This window comes from Pseudomonas sp. BNK-7 (genome assembly GCF_048072025.1).
Lineage (GTDB): Bacteria > Pseudomonadota > Gammaproteobacteria > Pseudomonadales > Pseudomonadaceae > Aquipseudomonas > Aquipseudomonas danubii.
This window is the reverse complement of sequence record NZ_CP182252.1, coordinates 3,139,543-3,157,576: the sequence shown is the minus strand read 5'-3', so window position 1 is coordinate 3,157,576 and position 18,034 is coordinate 3,139,543. Positions and strand designations below refer to the sequence as shown.

Sequence of the window (18,034 nt, the reverse complement as noted above, 5' to 3'; positions counted from 1 at the left end):
GCGACAGTGGCGGACCCGCTCCGCCGCTGTCAGCGATCAGGGCAGCTCTGGCTGGACTCGATCGCGTCCGGCCTGCTTGGCGGCATAGACCCCGGAGTCGGCCCGCAACAACAAACCGTCCGCCCCCTCGCCTTCGCGCCAGCTGGCAATGCCGAAACTGGCGGTGACACTGCCCACCGGCTCGATCGGCGAACTGCGCAGTCCCTGCCACAGTTCCTGAGCCAGGATCAGCGCCTGCTGGGCGTTGGTGCCCGGACACAGCACCATGAACTCCTCGCCGCCGAGACGGCAGAACACATCGGTACGCCGCAGACGCCCACCAATGCGGACACAGAGCCCCCGCAATACCTGATCCCCGACGCCGTGTCCGTACTGGTCGTTGATCCGCTTGAAATGATCGATATCCAGCATGATCACCGCCATCTCGCCTCCAACACGCTCAAGACGCTGCATTTCGCTCTGCAACTGCTCCTGGAAATAGCGCCGGTTGTGAATGCCGGTCAGGGAGTCAGTCACTGACAACGCACGCAACTCTTCCTCGACCCGCTTGAGGTCGGAAATGTCCGAGATATAGCCGTGCCAGAGCACGCCGCCGCCCTGCAGGCTTTCCGGGGTCGCCGCGCCACGCATCCAGCGCAGCCCCCGTTGCGGCAGGCAGACCCGATACTCCTCGCGCCACGGACTGAGCTGCTTGGCGGAAACCTGGATCGACTTGCGCACCCGCTGCACATCCTCAGGATGGATACGCTCGAACACTGCCTCGGCATCCTCCTGCAACACTTGCGGCTCGATCTCGTAGATTTCGCGTATGCCATCGCTGGCATAGGTGAAGCTCGCGTGTCCCTCGGCATCCAGCTTGAACTGGTAGATCCCTCCGGGAACATGGGCACTGAGCCTTTTCAACAGGCGGTCCCGGGCCGCCAGGGCCTCGTGCACCCGCTTGCGCTCGGTGATGTCGATACAGATGGCCAGGTGGCCGATCCACAGCCCCTGATCATCCAGCACCGGGGTCGCCAGCATGTTCACTTGCAGGTGGCTGCCGTCACGCCTGACCAGCGTCCACTCTCGCGCCTCATGGCCACCGGCCAGGCCTTCTTCCACCAGCATGGCCCGGGACACTGGAATGGCCTTGCCATAGCGCTGGGTAAGGCTCTGAGCCCAGCTTTCCAGCTCCCGGGGCAGGTGCAGGCTTTCCAGGGTCAGGTGGCCTACCGCTTCACTGCTGCTGTAGCCGAGCATCTGCTCGGCCCCGGCATTGAAGGTACTGATGACACCACGCAGGTCCGTGGCGATGATCGCCACCTGGGTCGCGGCATTGAGCACGCAGCGCAACTGACTGTGAGTGCCGCGCAATTCCTGCTCGCGACTGCGCAGCTCCCCCGTGCGTTGCTCCACCAGGGCCAAGGCCCGTTGCCGCTGACTCACCAGCACATAGAGCAAGGCGCTGAGCAGCAGACTGAGCAAGCCACCGAGAATCACCAGGCTGCTCAGGGAAGATTGGTTGGCATGCAGGAACGCCGCGCTGGGGCGGATATCAACCTGATAATCCCGGTCCGCCAGGCGCAACAGACGGCTGGCCGTCAGGTGACTGGCGATCGGCGGGTTGTTCGATTCATAGAGCACCTCGTGCTGGCCCTCGGTGGACAGATCGAGAATGCGCACCGACAAATTGTCGCTGGCCGGCACTGGCAAGCCGTCCGCCACCAGTTGCCGCAGGCTGATCACCGCCAGCACATAACCGTAAGGCCTGGCCTCGGGCAAGGGGCTGTCCTGGGGGCGCCTGACCGGCGCCGCCAGCAGCACGCCCCGGGCATAGGCCGGGTCCACGGCAACCAGGTGCAAAGGCGGCGAAACCGCCAGGCCGTTGAGCTCCCTGGCCCGCTCCAGAGTAGCCCGGCGCTGAGGCTGGGCCAGCAAGTCGTGCCCCAGGGGCGACCCCAGAGGGCTTTGCGTCTGGCTGTACAGAATCGGCGCAAAGTCTTCTTGCTCACCGGCGGGCTCCATCTGGCCGCTGGCGTTCAATTGCAGGATGGTGAACCCCGCCACCCCCTGATCCCGCACCGCCTGTTCGAACGCCGGCCGCTGGGCACGACTCACCAGAGGCGCCCAGGCATAGGCCTGAGTGTGGCGCAGCAGAGGCTTGGCGTAACCATCGAAGTCCTGGCGGGTCACCAGGTCGGAATTGACAAAGAAACGCCGCAGACCGTCCAGGCGTTGCTCCTGGTCTTGAAAGCGCTCTTCGATACGGCTGTAGCGTTCACTGGCGAGCAATTGGAAGCGCTGGCGCAGTTGCTGTTTGTTCGAGTTGTAAGTGGACCAGGCCAGCAGCCCGGTGAGAATGCCGCCCGCAAGCAACACCAGCACAGCCACTAGCCAGGCAGAGACTTCTTCACTAATGAAACCCAGGATCTTCGGGCGTACCACATGCAACGGCATAAGTAGAACTCATCACGCCAGCGAGTTTGGGTGTCATCCGGACTTGGTGTGAGTTATAGCTATTAGCCACTAATTTGACCAGCGCTAAACAGCCCCCAAAGCCCGAAAAAACGGGCGTCGGGGACTTATCCGGCCATCAGCGGGCGCTGATTTTCCAAGCACGGTGAATTTTGCTGTTACGGGCAAAATCCGGGTCGATGGTTTTCGCCGTGATCTCCTCGACCTGATAGCGCGCGGCGAGGTTCTCGTCCAACTGGAACTTGCGGAAGTTGTTGGAGAAGTAGAGCACGCCACCCGGCGCCAGACGGGCCATGGCCAGGTCCAGCAACTGCACCTGGTCACGCTGCACGTCGAACACCCCTTCCATGCGCTTGGAGTTGGAGAAGGTCGGCGGGTCGATGAAGATCAGGTCGAACTCGTCACGGCAACTGTCCAGCCAGGCCATCACATCACCCTGCTCCAGACGGTTCTTGTCGGAGAAACCGTTGAGGGAGAAGTTGCGTCGCGCCCAGTCCAGGTAGGTTTTCGACAAGTCGACGCTGGTCGTGCTGCGGGCTCCACCCTTGGCCGCGTGCACACTGGCGGTGGCGGTGTAGCAGAACAGGTTGAGGAAACGCTTGCCAGCAGCCTCTTTCTGGATGCGCATGCGCATCGGCCGATGGTCGAGGAACAGCCCGGTGTCCAGGTAGTCGGTCAGGTTCACCAGCAGCTTGACCCCGCCTTCGCGAACTTCGGTGAACTGGCCCTGGGCGCTCTGGCGCTCGTATTGCTTGGTGCCGCTCTGGCGCTCGCGACGCTTGATCACCACCCGGCTCTTATCCACGTTCAGTGCCTGGGGAATCGCTGCCAGGGCATCGAACAGACGCGCCTGGGCCTTCTCCGGGTCCACCGACTTGGGCGCCGCGTATTCCTGGACGTGCACCCAATCTTGGTACAGGTCGATGGCCAGGGAGTATTCCGGCATGTCCGCGTCATAGACCCGATAGCACTCGACACCTTCGCGCTTGGCCCATTTGCCCAGCAGCTTGAGGTTCTTTTGCAGGCGGTTGGCAAACATCTGCCCGCCCTCGCTCAGACGGGCCTGCTCGACCACCGGCGCCGGCGCAGGAGCCGGCTTGATCGGGTTGCCATTCTTGTTGTACTGGCGCACCGGCGGCTCGTCTGCAGCGGCCTGGGCCTGCTCGCGTTCCACCTGGCGCTGCTCGGCGGTGCGTCGCTCACCGGTGACGAACTGGTCCGGCAGCACCTTGATCAGCAGCAGCTTGCACGGCAAGGCGCCGTTCCAGAACGAGTACTGCTTGTGGCTGCGAATGCCCATGCGCTTGCCCAGGTCCGGGGCGCCGGTGAACACCGCCGCTTCCCAGTTCAGGCAGGCCTGACGCAGGCGCTCGCCGAGGTTCTGGTAGAGGTACAGCAGGCTGGCTTCGTCACCCAGACGCTCGCCGTAGGGCGGGTTGCAGATCACCAGGCCCTTCTGGTTCTGGTCCGGACGCGGTTCAAAAGTCCCCACTTCGCCCTGGTAGATCTTGATCCAGTCGCTCAAGCCCGCGCGCTCGACGTTGTTGCGACCCGGCTGGATCAATCGTGGATCGGCCTCGTAGCCGCGAATCCACAGCGGTGGCTTGGCCAGTCCGGCCTGGGCCCGAGCCTGTGCTTCATCGTGCAGCTTGCGCCACAACGCCGGCACATGGCCGAGCCAGGCGGTAAAGCCCCACTGCTCACGCTTGAGGTTGGGAGCGATGTCCGCGGCAATCATCGCCGCTTCCACCAGGAAGGTGCCGACACCGCACATCGGGTCGGCCAGGGCCCCGCCGTCTGCGGCGATGCGCGGCCAGCCGGAACGGATCAGGATCGCGGCCGCCAGGTTTTCCTTGAGCGGCGCGGCGCCTTGCTGCAGGCGATAGCCGCGCTGGTGCAGGCTGTGGCCGGACAGGTCCAGGGACAGGATGGCTTCGCCGCGATCCAGGCGCAGGTGGATGCGCAGGTCCGGATTGAGCTTGTCCACCGAAGGACGCTCGCCGGTGGGTGTGCGCAGTTTGTCGACAATGGCGTCCTTGACCTTCAGGGCACCAAAGTGGGTGTTGTCGATGCCCGAACCGTGGCCGCTGAACTCCACCGCCAGGGTGCCATCGGCCAGCATGTGGTCCTGCCAGTCGACGTCGAGCACGCCGTGGTAGAGGTCCTCGGCGTCCTTCATTGGAAAGCGCTTGAGGACAAGCAGCACCCGGTTGGCCAGGCGCGACCACAGACACAGCCGATAGGCCGTCTCCATGTCGGCCATGCCGCGCACGGCAGAGGTGTGCTCACGTGCTTGCTCAAGGCCAAGCCCGACGGCTTCCTCGATCAGCAGGCCTTCAAGGCCTTTGGGGCAGGTGAGGAAGAGTTCGTAACGATCCGACATGGGAGTACCAGGGCCTTTAGCAATAAGTGAACGGACAACGCATCGCCCGTTCGGTTTTCAATCAAGCGCTTTTCTTCAAGAGCGCTCGTGTGGCACGAAACTGTGCCGTCCCACCCCGGCAGACAGGCTTTCTTGCAGGGCAAAAAAGCTTAGAGGCCGGGACAGATAAAAAAGTCAGGGCAACAAAATGACATAAGTCGACCCTTCGTCGAATAGTAGTTGAGTGCAACCGTTCGACATTCTCACTAAAGCATTAACCTCATCATCTAGTGAGAGGCTGATCACAGCGGGCTTTGCCTGGCAAACAAGCTAAAAAACCCGTCCCGGCTTATGGCCTGGACAGCATTATCGTTACGTCCTTATGACAAAACGATCATTCACTTGCTGTGACCTATTGGTTAGAACTCAACACAGGTTGACGCCGCAATGGCGTCAACATCAAGGCTCGCCACGCCGGCAGCGAGCACCAACGGCAGAGACAATCTGCCCGACCTCAGAAGAAGGTCGACGGGACATAAGACAGTCAACAAGTGAGGGAAACACCCTATGAGAAGACTAAAGCGTGATCCGTTGGAAAGAGCATTTTTACGCGGATATCAGTATGGCGTTAATGGCAAGTCCCGTGAGCTTTGCCCATTTACTCTACCGTCGGTACGCCAAGCCTGGATTAACGGCTGGCGAGAAGGACGCGGCGACAACTGGGACGGTATGACTGGCACTGCGGGCATCCACAGACTCAACGAACTTCGCGCTGTCGGCTGATCAGGGCACATTCCGACACCTACAACTTGAATAGATGACGACTTAACCACGCACGCCCCATCCGGGCGGCGGGCTTCGGCCCAGGGGCTCCTTCGAGGAGCCCTTTTTTATGGCCGCGCTGGCGCCCGTTCTTATCGGCCCATGGCCGCGATGGCATCCACCGACTCGCGAATCAACGCCGGCCCCTTATAGATGAAGCCCGAATACAGCTGCACCAGGCTGGCGCCCGCGGCGATCTTCTCAGCCGCGTGCTTGCCTTCCGTGATGCCGCCCACGGCAATGATCGGCAAGCGACCGGCCAGTTCAGCGGCCAGTACCTTGACAGTGTGGGTGCTCTTGTCGCGCACCGGCGCGCCGGACAAGCCGCCAGCCTCATCGCCGTGTTCCATACCTTCGACGCCTTCGCGACTCAAGGTGGTGTTGGTGGCGATCACCGCGTCCATGCCGGTTTCCAGCAAGGCCCGAGCCACTTCAACGGTTTCCTCATCGCTCATGTCCGGCGCGATCTTGATCGCCAGGGGCACGCGTTTGCCATGAATGCTCGCCAGCTCCTGCTGACGCTGGCTCAGAGCCGACAGCAGCTGCTTGAGGGACTCGCCAAACTGCAGGCTGCGCAAGCCCGGGGTATTGGGCGAGCTGACATTGACCGTGACATAACTGGCATGGGTATAGACCTTGTCCAGGCAGATCAGGTAGTCGTCCACCGCCCGCTCCACCGGGGTGTCGAAGTTCTTGCCGATATTGATCCCCAGCACGCCCTTGTATTGGGAGGCGGCCACACGCGCCAGCAGATTATCGACCCCCAGGTTGTTGAAGCCCATGCGGTTGATGATGGCTTCGGCCTGAGGCAGGCGGAAGATCCGCGGCTTGGGGTTGCCCGGCTGCGGACGCGGAGTGACGGTGCCGATCTCGACAAAGCCGAAGCCCAGTTGAGCGAAGCCATCGATGGCGGCGCCGTTCTTGTCCAGACCGGCAGCCAGGCCCACCGGGTTCGGAAACTCCAGGCCCATGACCTGCACCGGCAACTGCGCCGGCGCCTTGCACAACAGACCGTTAAGGCCCAAACGCCCGCCCGCACCGATCAGGTCCAGGGACAGATCGTGGGAGGTTTCCGGGGAGAGTTTGAACAACAGCTGGCGGGCCAGGGTATACATGGGCGGGATGAACTCGGTTGGCGGCGAAATAAGGCGCCGATTATAGCCGCGCCCAGGGCTTGCAGGCGAGGCGCAGAATGAAATCCCCGACAATGGCATATGCCTTGCACCCACTTGCTCATCAGACCTGGGCCAATGGCGGCCCAGGTTCAAGGACAACGGCGTCGTCACCCACACAGGCTTTGCCTGGCCAGTGGGTACGACGCTTTTTTATGCAAGGTGCCAAGCCATGACTGAACACCCCAACTGCGCACTGGCCTGGGTCAACGGCAGCGATGCCCCGGAAAAGTCCGCCATCAACCTGGGCTTCATGGCCCTGACCGATTGCGCCTCGGTGGTGGTCGCCGCCACCCAGGGCTTTGCCCAGCCCTACGGCCTGACCCTGAACCTCAAGCGCCAGAGTTCCTGGGCCGGGCTGCGGGACAAGCTGGTGAGTGGCGAACTGGACGCTGCCCACAGCCTGTACGGCCTGATCTACGCCGTGCACCTGGGCATCGGCGGGACCCATCCCTGCGACATGGCGGTGCTCATGGGCCTGAACCAAAATGGCCAAAGCATCAACCTGTCCCGGGAACTGCAAGCCCTCAAAGTGACCAGCCCTGAAGCATTGGACCACCATGTGCACCAAAGCCGGGCACGACTGACCTTCGCCCAGACCTTCCCCACCGGGACTCACGCCATGTGGTTGTACTACTGGCTGGCCAGCCAGGGCATCCACCCGCTGCGGGACGTCGACAGCGTGGTGGTGCCGCCGCCGCAGATGGTGGCTCACCTGCAGGCCGGGCGCATCGACGGGTTCTGCGTCGGCGAACCCTGGAGCGCCAGTGCAGTGCAGCAGGATCAGGGCTTCACCCTGGCCACCAGCCAGGCAATCTGGCCGGACCACCCGGAAAAAGTCCTCGGCTGCACCCGCGCCTTCGTCGAGCAATACCCCAACACCGCCCGGGTCCTGGTCATGGCGATCCTCGAGGCCAGCCGCTTTATCGAACAAAGTCCGGAAAACCGCCGCAGCACCGCCCAGTTGCTGAGCGCCGCCGATTACCTGAATGCACCGCTGGACTGCATCGAGCCGCGGCTGCTGGGGGCTTACGCCGACGGCCTGGGCAATCGCTGGCAGGACCCCCACGCGCTGCGCTTTCACCACCATGGCGCCGTCAACCTGCCCTACCTATCCGACGGCATGTGGTTCATGACCCAGTTCCGGCGCTGGGGCCTGCTGCGGGAAGACCCGGACTACCTGGGCGTCGCTCGCCACGTGCAGCAGCTTGAACTCTATCGCGAAGCCGCCAGCGCGCTGGGCATCACCACCTCGGGCCCGGACATGCGCAGCAGCCAGTTGATCGATGGCAAGGTGTGGGACGGCTCTGAGCCTGCCGCCTATGCCCGCAGCTTCCGCCTGCATGCCCTCAACGACAGCCCTGCCCTTGCCGCCCAGCGCTGACCGGAGTCCGCGAACATGCTGCGTATCCTGCTGATCAACGACACCGCAAAAAAAGTCGGAAGGCTCAAGGCCGCCCTCAGCGAAGCCGGCTTCGAGGTGATTGACGAATCCGGCCTGACCATCGACCTGCCGGGCCGCGTCGAAACGGTGCGCCCGGACGTGATCCTGATCGATACCGAGTCACCCAGCCGTGATGTGATGGAGCAAGTGGTGCTGGTCAGCCGCGATCAACCCCGGCCCATCGTGATGTTCACCGATGAACACGATCCGGGGGTGATGCGCCAGGCGATCAAGTCCGGGGTCAGCGCCTACATCGTCGAGGGCATCCAGGTCCAGCGCCTGCAACCGATCCTCGACGTGGCCATGGCGCGCTTTGAAAGCGACCAGGCCCTGCGCGCGCAACTCCAGGCCCGGGACCAGCAACTGGCCGAGCGCAAGCGCATCGAGCTGGCCAAGGGCCTGTTGATGAAGATGAAGGACTGCGACGAAGAACAGGCCTACACCCTGATGCGCCGTCAGGCCATGGGCAAGCAGCAGAAGCTGATCCAGGTCGCGGAACAGATCATCGCCATGCAGGAACTGCTGGGCTGACCTGCGCCCCGTAGGAGCCGGCTTGCCGGCGAATAGGCCTCTGAACCTTGTGCCAGTCTTGAGGGCGCCTTCGCTGGCAAGCCAGCTCCTACAGCGAGCCTGCCCATGCCAGCCAACATGGCCGCCGGTTGGCTCGGCTCTTGCTATCAAATCCACAACGGTAACCAACGGCGGTTGCCCCACCTACGACAAAGACGTCGCGCACTCTGCTCGCCACAACGAGCCGGGTGCCGACGTTTTTTCGTTTTGGCCCCACTGACCGGGGTCGGTGGCGCGGCCGTGGCGGCGCTCCACCTGCAAGCTCATGACGACTCCAACGATTCTTATCAGCTGAGGTGCGCGATGAATTCAAGCTTCTGGAAATCCGGCCACACCCCGACCCTGTTCGCAGCCTTTCTGTATTTCGACCTGAGCTTCATGGTCTGGTACCTGCTGGGCCCCCTGGCGGTGCAGATTGCTGCCGACCTGCACCTGAGCCCCCAGCAACGCGGGCTGATGGTGGCCACACCGATCCTCGCCGGCGCAGTGCTGCGCTTCATCATGGGCCTGCTGGCCGATCGCCTGTCGCCCAAGACCGCCGGCCTGATCGGCCAGGTGATTGTCATCGGCGCGCTGTTCGGCGCCTGGAAGCTGGGCATCCACAGCTATGAGCAAGCCTTGCTACTGGGGGTATTCCTCGGCATGGCCGGCGCCTCCTTCGCTGTGGCCCTGCCCCTGGCCTCCCAATGGTATCCGCCGCAACACCAGGGCAAGGCCATGGGCATCGCCGGTGCCGGCAACTCCGGCACGGTGTTCGCCGCGCTGCTCGCTCCGGTGCTGGCAGCGGCTTTCGGCTGGAGCAATGTCTTCGGCTTCGCCCTGATCCCGCTGCTCCTGACACTGGTGCTGTTCGCCTGGCTGGCGAAGAACGCCCCCGAGCGGCCACGGGCCAAATCCATGGGCGACTACTTCAAGGCCCTGGGGGACCGCGACAGCTGGTGGTTCATGTTCTTCTACAGCGTGACCTTTGGCGGATTCATCGGCCTGGCCAGCGCACTGCCCGGCTATTTCAACGACCAGTACGGCCTGAGCCCGGTGACTGCTGGCTACTACACCGCCGCCTGTGTCTTCGGCGGCAGCCTGATGCGCCCTCTGGGCGGCGCCCTGGCGGACAGTTTCGGCGGTATCCGCACTTTGCTGGCGATGTACAGCGTGGCGGTGGTCTGCATCGCTGCCGTGGGATTCAACCTGCCCAGTTCCTACGCCGCCCTGGCCCTGTTCGTCTGCACCATGCTGGGCCTCGGCGCCGGCAATGGCGCGGTGTTCCAGCTGGTACCGCAACGCTTTCGTCGGGAAATCGGGGTCATGACCGGGCTGATCGGCATGGCCGGCGGCATCGGCGGTTTCGCCCTGGCGGCAGGCATGGGCGCAATCAAGCAGAGCACCGGCAGCTATCAACTGGCACTGTGGCTGTTCGCCAGTCTCGGGGTCCTGGCCTGGTTCGGCCTGCACGGGGTCAAGCGCCGCTGGAGAACCACCTGGGGCTCCGCCGCCGTAACTGCGGCACGGGTCTGAGCGCGCCATGGGCCTGCAACTGAGCCATGCCGAGGCCAGCGCCACCGGACCGCGGGCGGAAAATCAGGACGCCTTGCGCCGGGTCACCCCGGCGCCGGATCTGGCGGCGAGCAAGGGCCTGCTGTTCGCCATCGCCGATGGCGTCAGTCAGTGCGCCGACGGCGGCCTGGCAGCGCGTTCGAGCCTGCAGGCCCTGGCCCTGGATTACTACGCCACCCCGGAAACCTGGGCCGTGGCCCAGGCCCTGGAACGCCTGCTGAGCGCCCAGAACCGCTGGCTCCAGGCCAACGGCGGCGGCCAGCCCCTGCTCACCACCCTCAGCGCCCTGGTACTGCGGGGCCGACGCTTTACCCTGGCCCATGTCGGCGACTGCCGGGTCTACCGTTGGCACCAACAGCAGTTGCAACGCATCAGCGAGGACCATGTCTGGGACCAGCCGGGCATGCAGCATGTGCTCAAGCGCGCCCTGGGCCTGGACCAGCATCTGGTACTGGACTTCCTCGATGGCGAACTGCGCCAGGGCGAAAGCTTCCTGATGCTCAGCGACGGGGTCTGGGCCACCCTGGGCGACAGCGCCATCGCCGCCATTCTGCGGGACCAGCCCGACCTGGACAGCGCGACACAGACCCTGGTCAACGCAGCGCACCTGGCCGGTAGTCAGGACAATGCCAGCGCGCTGCTGGTGCGGGTCGACGCGCTTGGCGAAAGCAGCCTCGGCGATGCCCTGCTGCACTTGCAACAATGGCCCCTGCCGCCGTTGCTGAAACCCGGGCAACGCTTCGAAGGCTGGCAGGTGGAGAGCCTGGTCAGCCAGAGCCAGCAATCGCTGCTATACCGCGTGCGTGATGAACAGCACCAGGCCTGGCTGCTGAAAACCCTGCCGGCAGCCCTGCACAACGACCTGGCGGCCTGCCAGGGGCTGCTGTCCGAGGAATGGCTGCTGCGCCGCGTTGCCGGGCGGTATTTCCCCCAGGTGCACGGTGGCACTGCGCGCCAGCACCTGTATTACCTGATGCGCGAATACCCCGGTCGCACCCTGCAACAGCTGTTTCGCTACAACGGCCCCCTGCCCCTGGACCAGTGGCAGTCCCTGGCCGAGCGCCTGCTGCGGGCCATTGGCCTGCTGCACCGCCGGCAGATCCTGCACCGCGACATCAAGCCGGACAATCTGCTGCTGGGAGACGATGGCGAACTGCGGATTCTGGATTTCGGCCTGGCCTACTGCCCGGGCTTGTCGGCGGACCTGGCGCACCTGCTGCCCGGCACCCCGAGCTATATCGCCCCGGAAGCCTTCGCCGGCGAACCTCCCAGCCCGCAACAGGATCTCTATGCGGTGGGTGTCAGCCTGTATTACCTGCTGACCGGGCACTACCCCCATGGCGAGATCGAAGCCTTCCAGCGCCCGCGCTTCACCGCTGCTGATCCCCCCAGCCGCTACCGCCCGGATCTGCCGCAATGGCTGGAGCAAAGCCTGGAACGCGGGGTCTGTGCCGACCCGGCCCAGCGCTATGAAACCGCCGAAGAATGGCTGTTGGTGCTGGAACAGGGTGAACGCCGCAGCCTGAGCCTGCGGCCGCGCCCCCTGCTGGAACGGGAGCCGCTGAAGGTCTGGCGCGGCCTGGCCCTGCTCGCCCTGCTAGTCAACCTGATGTTGCTGCTGGCACTGCTGCATCGCTGAAGCCAACAGGTGGCGGGCACAGCCGATCAATCTCCCGATAACCTCCAGCCTCCTCAGCCCCTCCTGTGCCTCCTGCGCCTCCTGCGGAGCCGTTCGCAGCCTGCGGCAGCGGCTACACCCCCCTTCGGCATTGGCAACAGGTGTAGCCGCTGTCGAGCCATAGCGAGGCTGCGAAACGCTCCGCAGGACCTTGCTTGGCGATCCCCCAGGCCATTCATCGCCCCCAGCAGCCGCCGCAAAGAGCCGAAAGAGGGCGTGACGCCTCGATTCGGTGCAACAGCCGAACTCGGCCAGGGCAGAATCTTCATCGGAGCCCCATAAAACCGCGCCCTCGGCAACTTGGCACAAGCGCTGCATGAGAGCGGACAACAGACATAAAGCCCGGCCTTCAACGACGAAGGCAGGCTTCCCGAGAGAACGGGATCGGACAAAGGCGTCCTCGTCAGGCCACTGACGGGACGCCTTTTTTGTTTGCGCGCAGTTTTTCGAGCCAGGCCGCACTGAACCTGCCTGAGCTCCGGAGAAGCCCATGAAAAGACTCAAACTGGTAATGATCGGCAACGGCATGGCCGGGGTCCGCACCCTGGAAGAGTTGCTCAAACTGAGCGACGAGCTGTACGACATCACCGTGTTCGGTGCCGAACCCCACACCAACTACAACCGCATCCTGCTCTCGCCGGTGCTGGCCGGTGAACAGACGTTCGAGGACATCGTCCTCAACGACCTGGACTGGTACCTGAACCACAACATCAAGCTGCTGCTCAATCGCAAAGTGGTGGAAATCGACCGGATCAAGCGCCGGGTGATCGCCGAGGACGGCAGCGAAGCCGAGTACGACCGCCTGCTGATCGCCACCGGCTCCACCCCCTTTATCCTGCCGATTCCCGGCAAGGACCTGCAGGGGGTGATCGGCTATCGCGACATTGCCGACACCCAGGCGATGATCGACACGGCCAAGACCCACACGCATGCGGTGGTGATCGGCGGCGGCCTGCTGGGCCTGGAAGCCGCTAACGGCCTCAAGCTGCGGGGCATGGACGTGACCGTGGTGCATATCGGCGAATGGCTGCTGGAACGGCAGCTGGACCAGACCAGCGGCCAGTTGCTGCAAGGCGCCCTGGAAAGCCGTGGCCTGAAGTTTCGCCTGTGCGAACAGACCCAGGCCCTGATCGATGCCGGCAATGGCCGGGTCGGCTCGGTGCAGTTCAAGAATGGCGAGATCATCCCCGCCGAACTGGTGGTGATGGCCGCCGGCATCCGCCCCAACACCGAGCTGGCGGAACGGGCCGGCCTGCACTGCAACCGTGGGATTCTGGTCAACGACACCCTGCAAACCTTCGACCCGCGTATCTACGCCATTGGTGAGTGCGCCAGTCACCGCGGTATCGCCTACGGCCTGGTGGCGCCGCTGTTCGAACAGGCCAAGGTTTGCGCCAACCACTTGGCCCAACTGGGCTTTGCCCGCTACCAAGGCTCAGTGACCTCGACCAAGTTGAAGGTCACGGGCATCGATCTGTTTTCCGCCGGGGATTTCATGGGCGGCGACGGCACCGAGACCATCACCCTCTCCGACCCCATTGGCGGGGTGTACAAGAAGCTGGTGATCAAGGACGACATACTGGTGGGCGCCTGCCTGTACGGCGATACGGCGGACGGCGGCTGGTACTTCCGGCAGATCCGCGAACAGCACGGCATTGGCGAAATCCGCGATCACTTGATGTTCGGCGAGCAGGCCCTCGGGGATGTCGGCCACCAGGGCCAGGACAAGGCCATGAGCATGGCCGACAGCGCCGAAGTCTGCGGCTGCAACGGCGTGTGCAAGGGCACCATCGTCAAGGCCATCCAGGAACAGGGGCTGTTCAGCGTCGACGAGGTCAAGAAGCACACCAAGGCCGCCAGTTCCTGCGGCTCCTGTGCCGGACTGGTGGAGCAGATCCTGATCAACACCGTGGGCGGCGCGGCGGACGTCAAACCAAAAAGCGAAAAAGCCATCTGCGCCTGCAGCGACCTGAACCACGGGCAGATCCGCCAGGCCATTCGCGACCAGCATCTGCTGACCGTCGCCGGCACCATGAGCTACCTCAACTGGCGTACCCCCAACGGTTGCGCCACTTGCCGCCCGGCGCTGAACTACTACCTGATCTCCACCTGGCCGGGAGAAGCCAAGGACGATCCGCAATCGCGGCTGATCAACGAGCGGGCCCACGCCAATATCCAGAAGGATGGGACCTACTCGGTGGTGCCGCGGATGTGGGGGGGCGTGACCAATCCGTCCGAGCTGCGACGCATCGCCGATGTCGCCGACAAGTACCAGGTGCCCATGGTCAAGGTCACCGGCGGCCAGCGCATCGACCTGCTGGGCATCCGCAAGGAAGACTTGCCCGGAGTCTGGAAAGACCTGGACATGCCGTCCGGCCACGCCTATGGCAAATCCATCCGCACCGTGAAGACCTGTGTCGGCAGCGAGTTCTGCCGCTTCGGCACGCAGAACTCCACCCAGCTGGGAATCGAGCTGGAACACGACCTGTTCAACATGTGGTCGCCGCACAAGGTCAAGCTGGCGGTCTCCGGCTGCCCGCGCAACTGCTCGGAAGCCGGGATCAAGGACGTAGGCATCATCGGCGTCGATTCGGGCTGGGAGATGTACATCGGCGGCAACGGCGGGATCAAGACCGAGGTGGCAGAGTTTTTCGTCAAGCTCAAGACCGCCGAAGAAGTCCGCGAATACAACGGCGCCTTCCTCCAGCTGTACCGCGAAGAGGCCTTCTACCTCGAACGCACGGTGCACTACCTGCAACGGGTCGGCCTGGAGCACGTGAAAAAGGCCGTGCTGGAAGACCCGCAACGGCGCAAGGCGCTGAACGAGCGCCTGCAGTTCTCCCTGTCCTTCGAGCAAGACCCGTGGCAGCAGCGCCTGGCCGAGCCGCAGCTGAAAAAAGAGTACGAGTCGATCCCCGTGAAACAACTGGAGGTGCCGGCATGAACTGGCTGGATATCTGCGCCCTGGAAGAGATCAATGCCCTGGGCTCGCGCATCATCAAGGGCCCCAAGGGCGATATCGCGATTTTTCGTACCAGCAACGATCAGGTCTTTGCCCTCGACGATCGTTGTCCGCACAAGGGCGGCCCCCTGTCCCAGGGATTGATCTACGGCAAGCGCGTGGCCTGCCCGCTGCACAACTGGCAGATCGACCTGGAATCCGGCGAAGCCCAGGCCCCGGACACCGGCTGCGCCCATCACCATCCGGCGCGGGTGGCAAGTGGCCGGGTGCAGTTGGCCCTGCGGGATGCCGGCTGATGAAGCCGCAGAGCACGGCCTCGACCTGTTGCTACTGCGGGGTCGGCTGCGGTGTGCTGATCGAGCATGACGGCCGGCAGATCCTCGGGGTCAGCGGCGATCCGGCGCACCCGGCCAACTTCGGCAAGCTGTGCAGCAAGGGCGCCAGCCTGCATTTGACCGGCGACCGCAACGCCCGCGCCCTGTACCCGGAACTGCGCCTGGGCAAGGACCTGGCTCGCAGCCGCTGCGACTGGGACAGCGCCCTGGAGCATGCCGCCGGGGTGTTCGCCCAGACCATCGCCGAGCATGGCCCAGACAGCGTGGCATTCTATGTCTCCGGGCAACTGCTGACCGAGGACTACTACGCCTTCAACAAGCTAGCCCGGGCCCTGGTGGGCACCAACAATATCGACAGCAATTCCCGGCTGTGCATGTCCTCGGCGGTGGTGGGCTACAAGCGCAGCCTGGGGGCCGATGCGCCGCCTTGCAGTTATGAGGACCTGGAGCACAGCGATTGCGTGGTGATCGTCGGCAGTAACATGGCCTACGCCCATCCCGTGCTGTTTCGGCGCCTGGAACACGCGAAAAGCCAGCGTCCGGACATGAAAGTCATCGTCATCGACCCGCGTCGTACCGACACCTGCGATCTGGCCGACCTGCATCTGGCGATCCTCCCCGGCACCGATGTCGCACTGTTCCACGGGATTCTCCACCTGTTGCTGTGGGAGGACTGGGTCGATCGTGACTTCATCCGCGAACACACCGAGGGCCTGGCCGAGCTGAAGGTGCTGGTCCGCGACTACACCCCGGCGATGGTGGCGCAACTCTGTGGTATCAGCCTTGAGCAACTGCAGCTGTGCGCCCAATGGATAGGGACGGCGCCCAGTTTCCTGTCGTTGTGGTGCATGGGCTTGAATCAGTCCAGCGCCGGCAGCGCAAAAAACAGTGCGCTGATCAATCTGCACCTGGCCACCGGACAAATCGGCCGAAAGGGTGCGGGGCCCTTCTCCCTCACCGGTCAGCCCAATGCCATGGGCGGGCGCGAAACCGGCAGTCTGAGCAACCTGCTCCCCGGGCACCGGGAAGCTGCCGATCCCCAACATCGCGCTGAGGTCGCCGCTTATTGGGGAGTGGAACAGGTGCCAGCCAGCCCCGGACTGACCGCTATCGAGTTGTTTGAACAGCTGCAAAGCGGTCGCATCAAGGCCTTGTGGATCGCCTGTACCAACCCGGCGCAGTCGTTGCCGGACCAGAACGCGGTGCGTGCGGCCCTGCAGCACTGCCCGTTCGTGGTCCTGCAAGAAGCCTTCGCCACCACGGAAACCGCGGCCTTTGCCGACCTGCTGCTACCTGCCGCCAGTTGGGGCGAGAAGGAAGGCACAGTGACCAACTCGGAACGGCGGGTTTCTCATGTGCGTCAGGCGGTAATCGCACCCGGTGAGGCACGGCCTGATTGGGCCATTACCGTGGATTTCGCCCAACGTCTGGAGCGACGCCTGCGGCCCGGGCTGCCGAGCCTGTTCGACTTCGACTCCCCAGCCCAGCTGTTCGATGAGTACAAAGGCCTGACCCAGGACCGCGATCTGGACCTGTCCGGCCTCAGTCACCAGTTGATCGACCGTCTCGGCCCACAGCAGTGGCCCTTCCCCAGCGGCGCGACACAGGGCACGCCGCGCTTGTATGGGGATGGGCGTTTTCCCACCGCCAGTGGCCGTGCGCACTTTGTCTGCGACCCTTACCTGCCCGCCAAGGAACAGCGCGATGCCCGCTTTCCCCTGACCCTGATCACCGGTCGGCTGCGGGACCAATGGCACGGCATGAGCCGCACCGGCACCGCGGCGCAGCTGTTCGGCCATGTCAGCGAAGCACTGCTGAGCCTGCATCCGGACGAACTGCGGCGCCAGCGGCTACGGGAGGGAGATCTGGTCAACCTGAAAAGCCGCCGTGGCAGTGTGATCGTCGCCGTCAGCAGCGATGACAGCGTGCGTCCCGGCCAGGCCTTTGTGCCGATGCACTGGGGGGATCGCTTCCTCAAGGGCGGGATCAATGTCGTCACTCAGCCGGCCTTTGACCCTCTGTCCAAACAGCCGGAACTCAAACACAGCGGCGTGCGCCTGGAGCCGGTGCAACTGCCTTGGCAATTGTTTGCCCTGATCGAAGGCGACGTGCAGGCGCACTTCAGGGCTCTGCGCCCCCTGTGCGAAGCCTTTGCCTATGTCAGCCTGAGCCTGACCGGTCGCGAACATCCGGCCCTGGTGATTCGGGCCGCTCACCAGGAAGCACCGCCGCCGGCATTGCTCAAGCTCATCGATCAGCACTTGGGGCTCGAAACTGGGCCGGTGCTGGCCTATGACGATCCGCGTCGGGCCATCGGCAAGCGGGTGCGCATCGAACAAGGGCGGATCACCGCGATTCGCCTGACCGGCGAAACCCTGGCCCAGCACTGGCTGCAGGAACTGTGGCTCGAGGGGCGCGCCGATGAGCAACTACGACGCTGGTTGCTGGCACCGATGAGCAGTCCGCCGGGGGCCAGCGGCCTGGGCGGGGAACGGGAGCGGACCCTGTGTAACTGCAAGAACGTCAGCTACCGGGCGGTCTGTGCCGGTATCGCTGAAGGCCTGAATCTCGACCAACTGAAACAACAACTGGGTTGCGGTAGCCAATGTGGCTCCTGCGTGCCGGAGATCAAGCGCCTGCTGGCGGCTCCGGTGCAACCTGTCGCCGCCATCCCTGTGTGA

At 64.0% G+C, this 18,034-nt stretch carries 11 protein-coding genes; 8 read left to right on the top strand and 3 right to left on the bottom strand.

The features are described 5' to 3' along the window. Positions 1–36: 36 nt before the first annotated feature. Positions 37–2,436 carry a diguanylate cyclase gene (locus ACMGF8_RS14745; RefSeq protein ID WP_115581939.1) on the bottom strand — a complete coding sequence of 800 codons (2,400 nt, stop codon included), beginning with the start codon at positions 2,434–2,436 and terminating at the stop codon, positions 37–39. A gap of 136 nt (positions 2,437–2,572) precedes the next feature. Further along, a complete protein-coding gene (gene rlmKL, locus ACMGF8_RS14740) occupies positions 2,573–4,837 on the bottom strand; it encodes a bifunctional 23S rRNA (guanine(2069)-N(7))-methyltransferase RlmK/23S rRNA (guanine(2445)-N(2))-methyltransferase RlmL (RefSeq protein ID WP_102863837.1) in 2,265 nt (754 codons plus the stop codon). A 546-nt stretch (positions 4,838–5,383) separates the two neighbouring features. Between rlmKL and rmf the strand changes: the two genes are divergently transcribed. After that, complete coding sequence (gene rmf / locus ACMGF8_RS14735) at positions 5,384–5,599, top strand: ribosome modulation factor (RefSeq protein ID WP_016965693.1); 216 nt, start codon at positions 5,384–5,386, stop codon at positions 5,597–5,599. Positions 5,600–5,730: 131 nt separating this feature from the next. On the opposite strand, the gene ACMGF8_RS14730 is transcribed toward rmf, so the two are convergent. Beyond that, positions 5,731–6,753 (bottom strand): quinone-dependent dihydroorotate dehydrogenase, encoded by a 1,023-nt coding sequence (locus ACMGF8_RS14730; protein ID WP_250329347.1) that lies wholly within the window; start codon positions 6,751–6,753, stop codon positions 5,731–5,733. Positions 6,754–6,982: 229 nt separating this feature from the next. On the opposite strand from ACMGF8_RS14730, the gene ACMGF8_RS14725 reads away from it, so the two are divergent. From ACMGF8_RS14725 to ACMGF8_RS14695, 7 genes are all read left to right on the top strand, one after another. Continuing rightward, positions 6,983–8,194, top strand: a complete 1,212-nt coding sequence (locus ACMGF8_RS14725; protein ID WP_305948244.1) for a CmpA/NrtA family ABC transporter substrate-binding protein — start codon at positions 6,983–6,985, stop codon at positions 8,192–8,194. 15 nt (positions 8,195–8,209) lie between these two features. Beyond that, a complete protein-coding gene (locus ACMGF8_RS14720) occupies positions 8,210–8,785 on the top strand; it encodes an ANTAR domain-containing response regulator (protein WP_102863840.1) in 576 nt (191 codons plus the stop codon). Between the two features lie 342 nt (positions 8,786–9,127). Beyond that, positions 9,128–10,339, top strand: a complete 1,212-nt coding sequence (locus ACMGF8_RS14715) for a nitrate/nitrite transporter (protein ID WP_416760042.1) — start codon at positions 9,128–9,130, stop codon at positions 10,337–10,339. Positions 10,340–10,346: 7 nt separating this feature from the next. Further along, on the top strand, positions 10,347–12,017 hold the full coding sequence (locus ACMGF8_RS14710; protein ID WP_416760040.1) for a protein kinase domain-containing protein: 1,671 nt from the start codon (positions 10,347–10,349) through the stop codon (positions 12,015–12,017). A gap of 529 nt (positions 12,018–12,546) precedes the next feature. Continuing rightward, a complete protein-coding gene (gene nirB / locus ACMGF8_RS14705) occupies positions 12,547–15,000 on the top strand; it encodes a nitrite reductase large subunit NirB (RefSeq protein WP_416760038.1) in 2,454 nt (817 codons plus the stop codon). Continuing rightward, positions 14,997–15,314 carry a nitrite reductase small subunit NirD gene (nirD, locus tag ACMGF8_RS14700; protein ID WP_416760036.1) on the top strand — a complete coding sequence of 106 codons (318 nt, stop codon included), beginning with the start codon at positions 14,997–14,999 and terminating at the stop codon, positions 15,312–15,314. Before nirB ends, nirD begins: the two co-directional genes overlap by 4 nt. Continuing rightward, positions 15,314–18,034, top strand: coding sequence for a molybdopterin-dependent oxidoreductase (locus ACMGF8_RS14695; protein ID WP_416760034.1), 2,721 nt, complete (start codon positions 15,314–15,316; stop codon positions 18,032–18,034). The genes nirD and ACMGF8_RS14695 overlap by 1 nt, the downstream gene beginning before the upstream one ends.

Coding starts and splice junctions, on each gene's coding strand:
- rmf (WP_016965693.1), top strand. CDS start 5,384: ATGAGAAGACTAAAGCGTGATCCGTTGGAAAGAGCATTTTTACGCGGA.
- nirD (WP_416760036.1), top strand. CDS start 14,997: ATGAACTGGCTGGATATCTGCGCCCTGGAAGAGATCAATGCCCTGGGC.
- ACMGF8_RS14725 (WP_305948244.1), top strand. CDS start 6,983: ATGACTGAACACCCCAACTGCGCACTGGCCTGGGTCAACGGCAGCGAT.
- ACMGF8_RS14730 (WP_250329347.1), bottom strand. CDS start 6,753: ATGTATACCCTGGCCCGCCAGCTGTTGTTCAAACTCTCCCCGGAAACC.
- ACMGF8_RS14745 (WP_115581939.1), bottom strand. CDS start 2,436: ATGCCGTTGCATGTGGTACGCCCGAAGATCCTGGGTTTCATTAGTGAA.
- ACMGF8_RS14695 (WP_416760034.1), top strand. CDS start 15,314: ATGAAGCCGCAGAGCACGGCCTCGACCTGTTGCTACTGCGGGGTCGGC.
- ACMGF8_RS14710 (WP_416760040.1), top strand. CDS start 10,347: ATGGGCCTGCAACTGAGCCATGCCGAGGCCAGCGCCACCGGACCGCGG.
- ACMGF8_RS14720 (WP_102863840.1), top strand. CDS start 8,210: ATGCTGCGTATCCTGCTGATCAACGACACCGCAAAAAAAGTCGGAAGG.
- ACMGF8_RS14715 (WP_416760042.1), top strand. CDS start 9,128: ATGAATTCAAGCTTCTGGAAATCCGGCCACACCCCGACCCTGTTCGCA.
- nirB (WP_416760038.1), top strand. CDS start 12,547: ATGAAAAGACTCAAACTGGTAATGATCGGCAACGGCATGGCCGGGGTC.
- rlmKL (WP_102863837.1), bottom strand. CDS start 4,837: ATGTCGGATCGTTACGAACTCTTCCTCACCTGCCCCAAAGGCCTTGAA.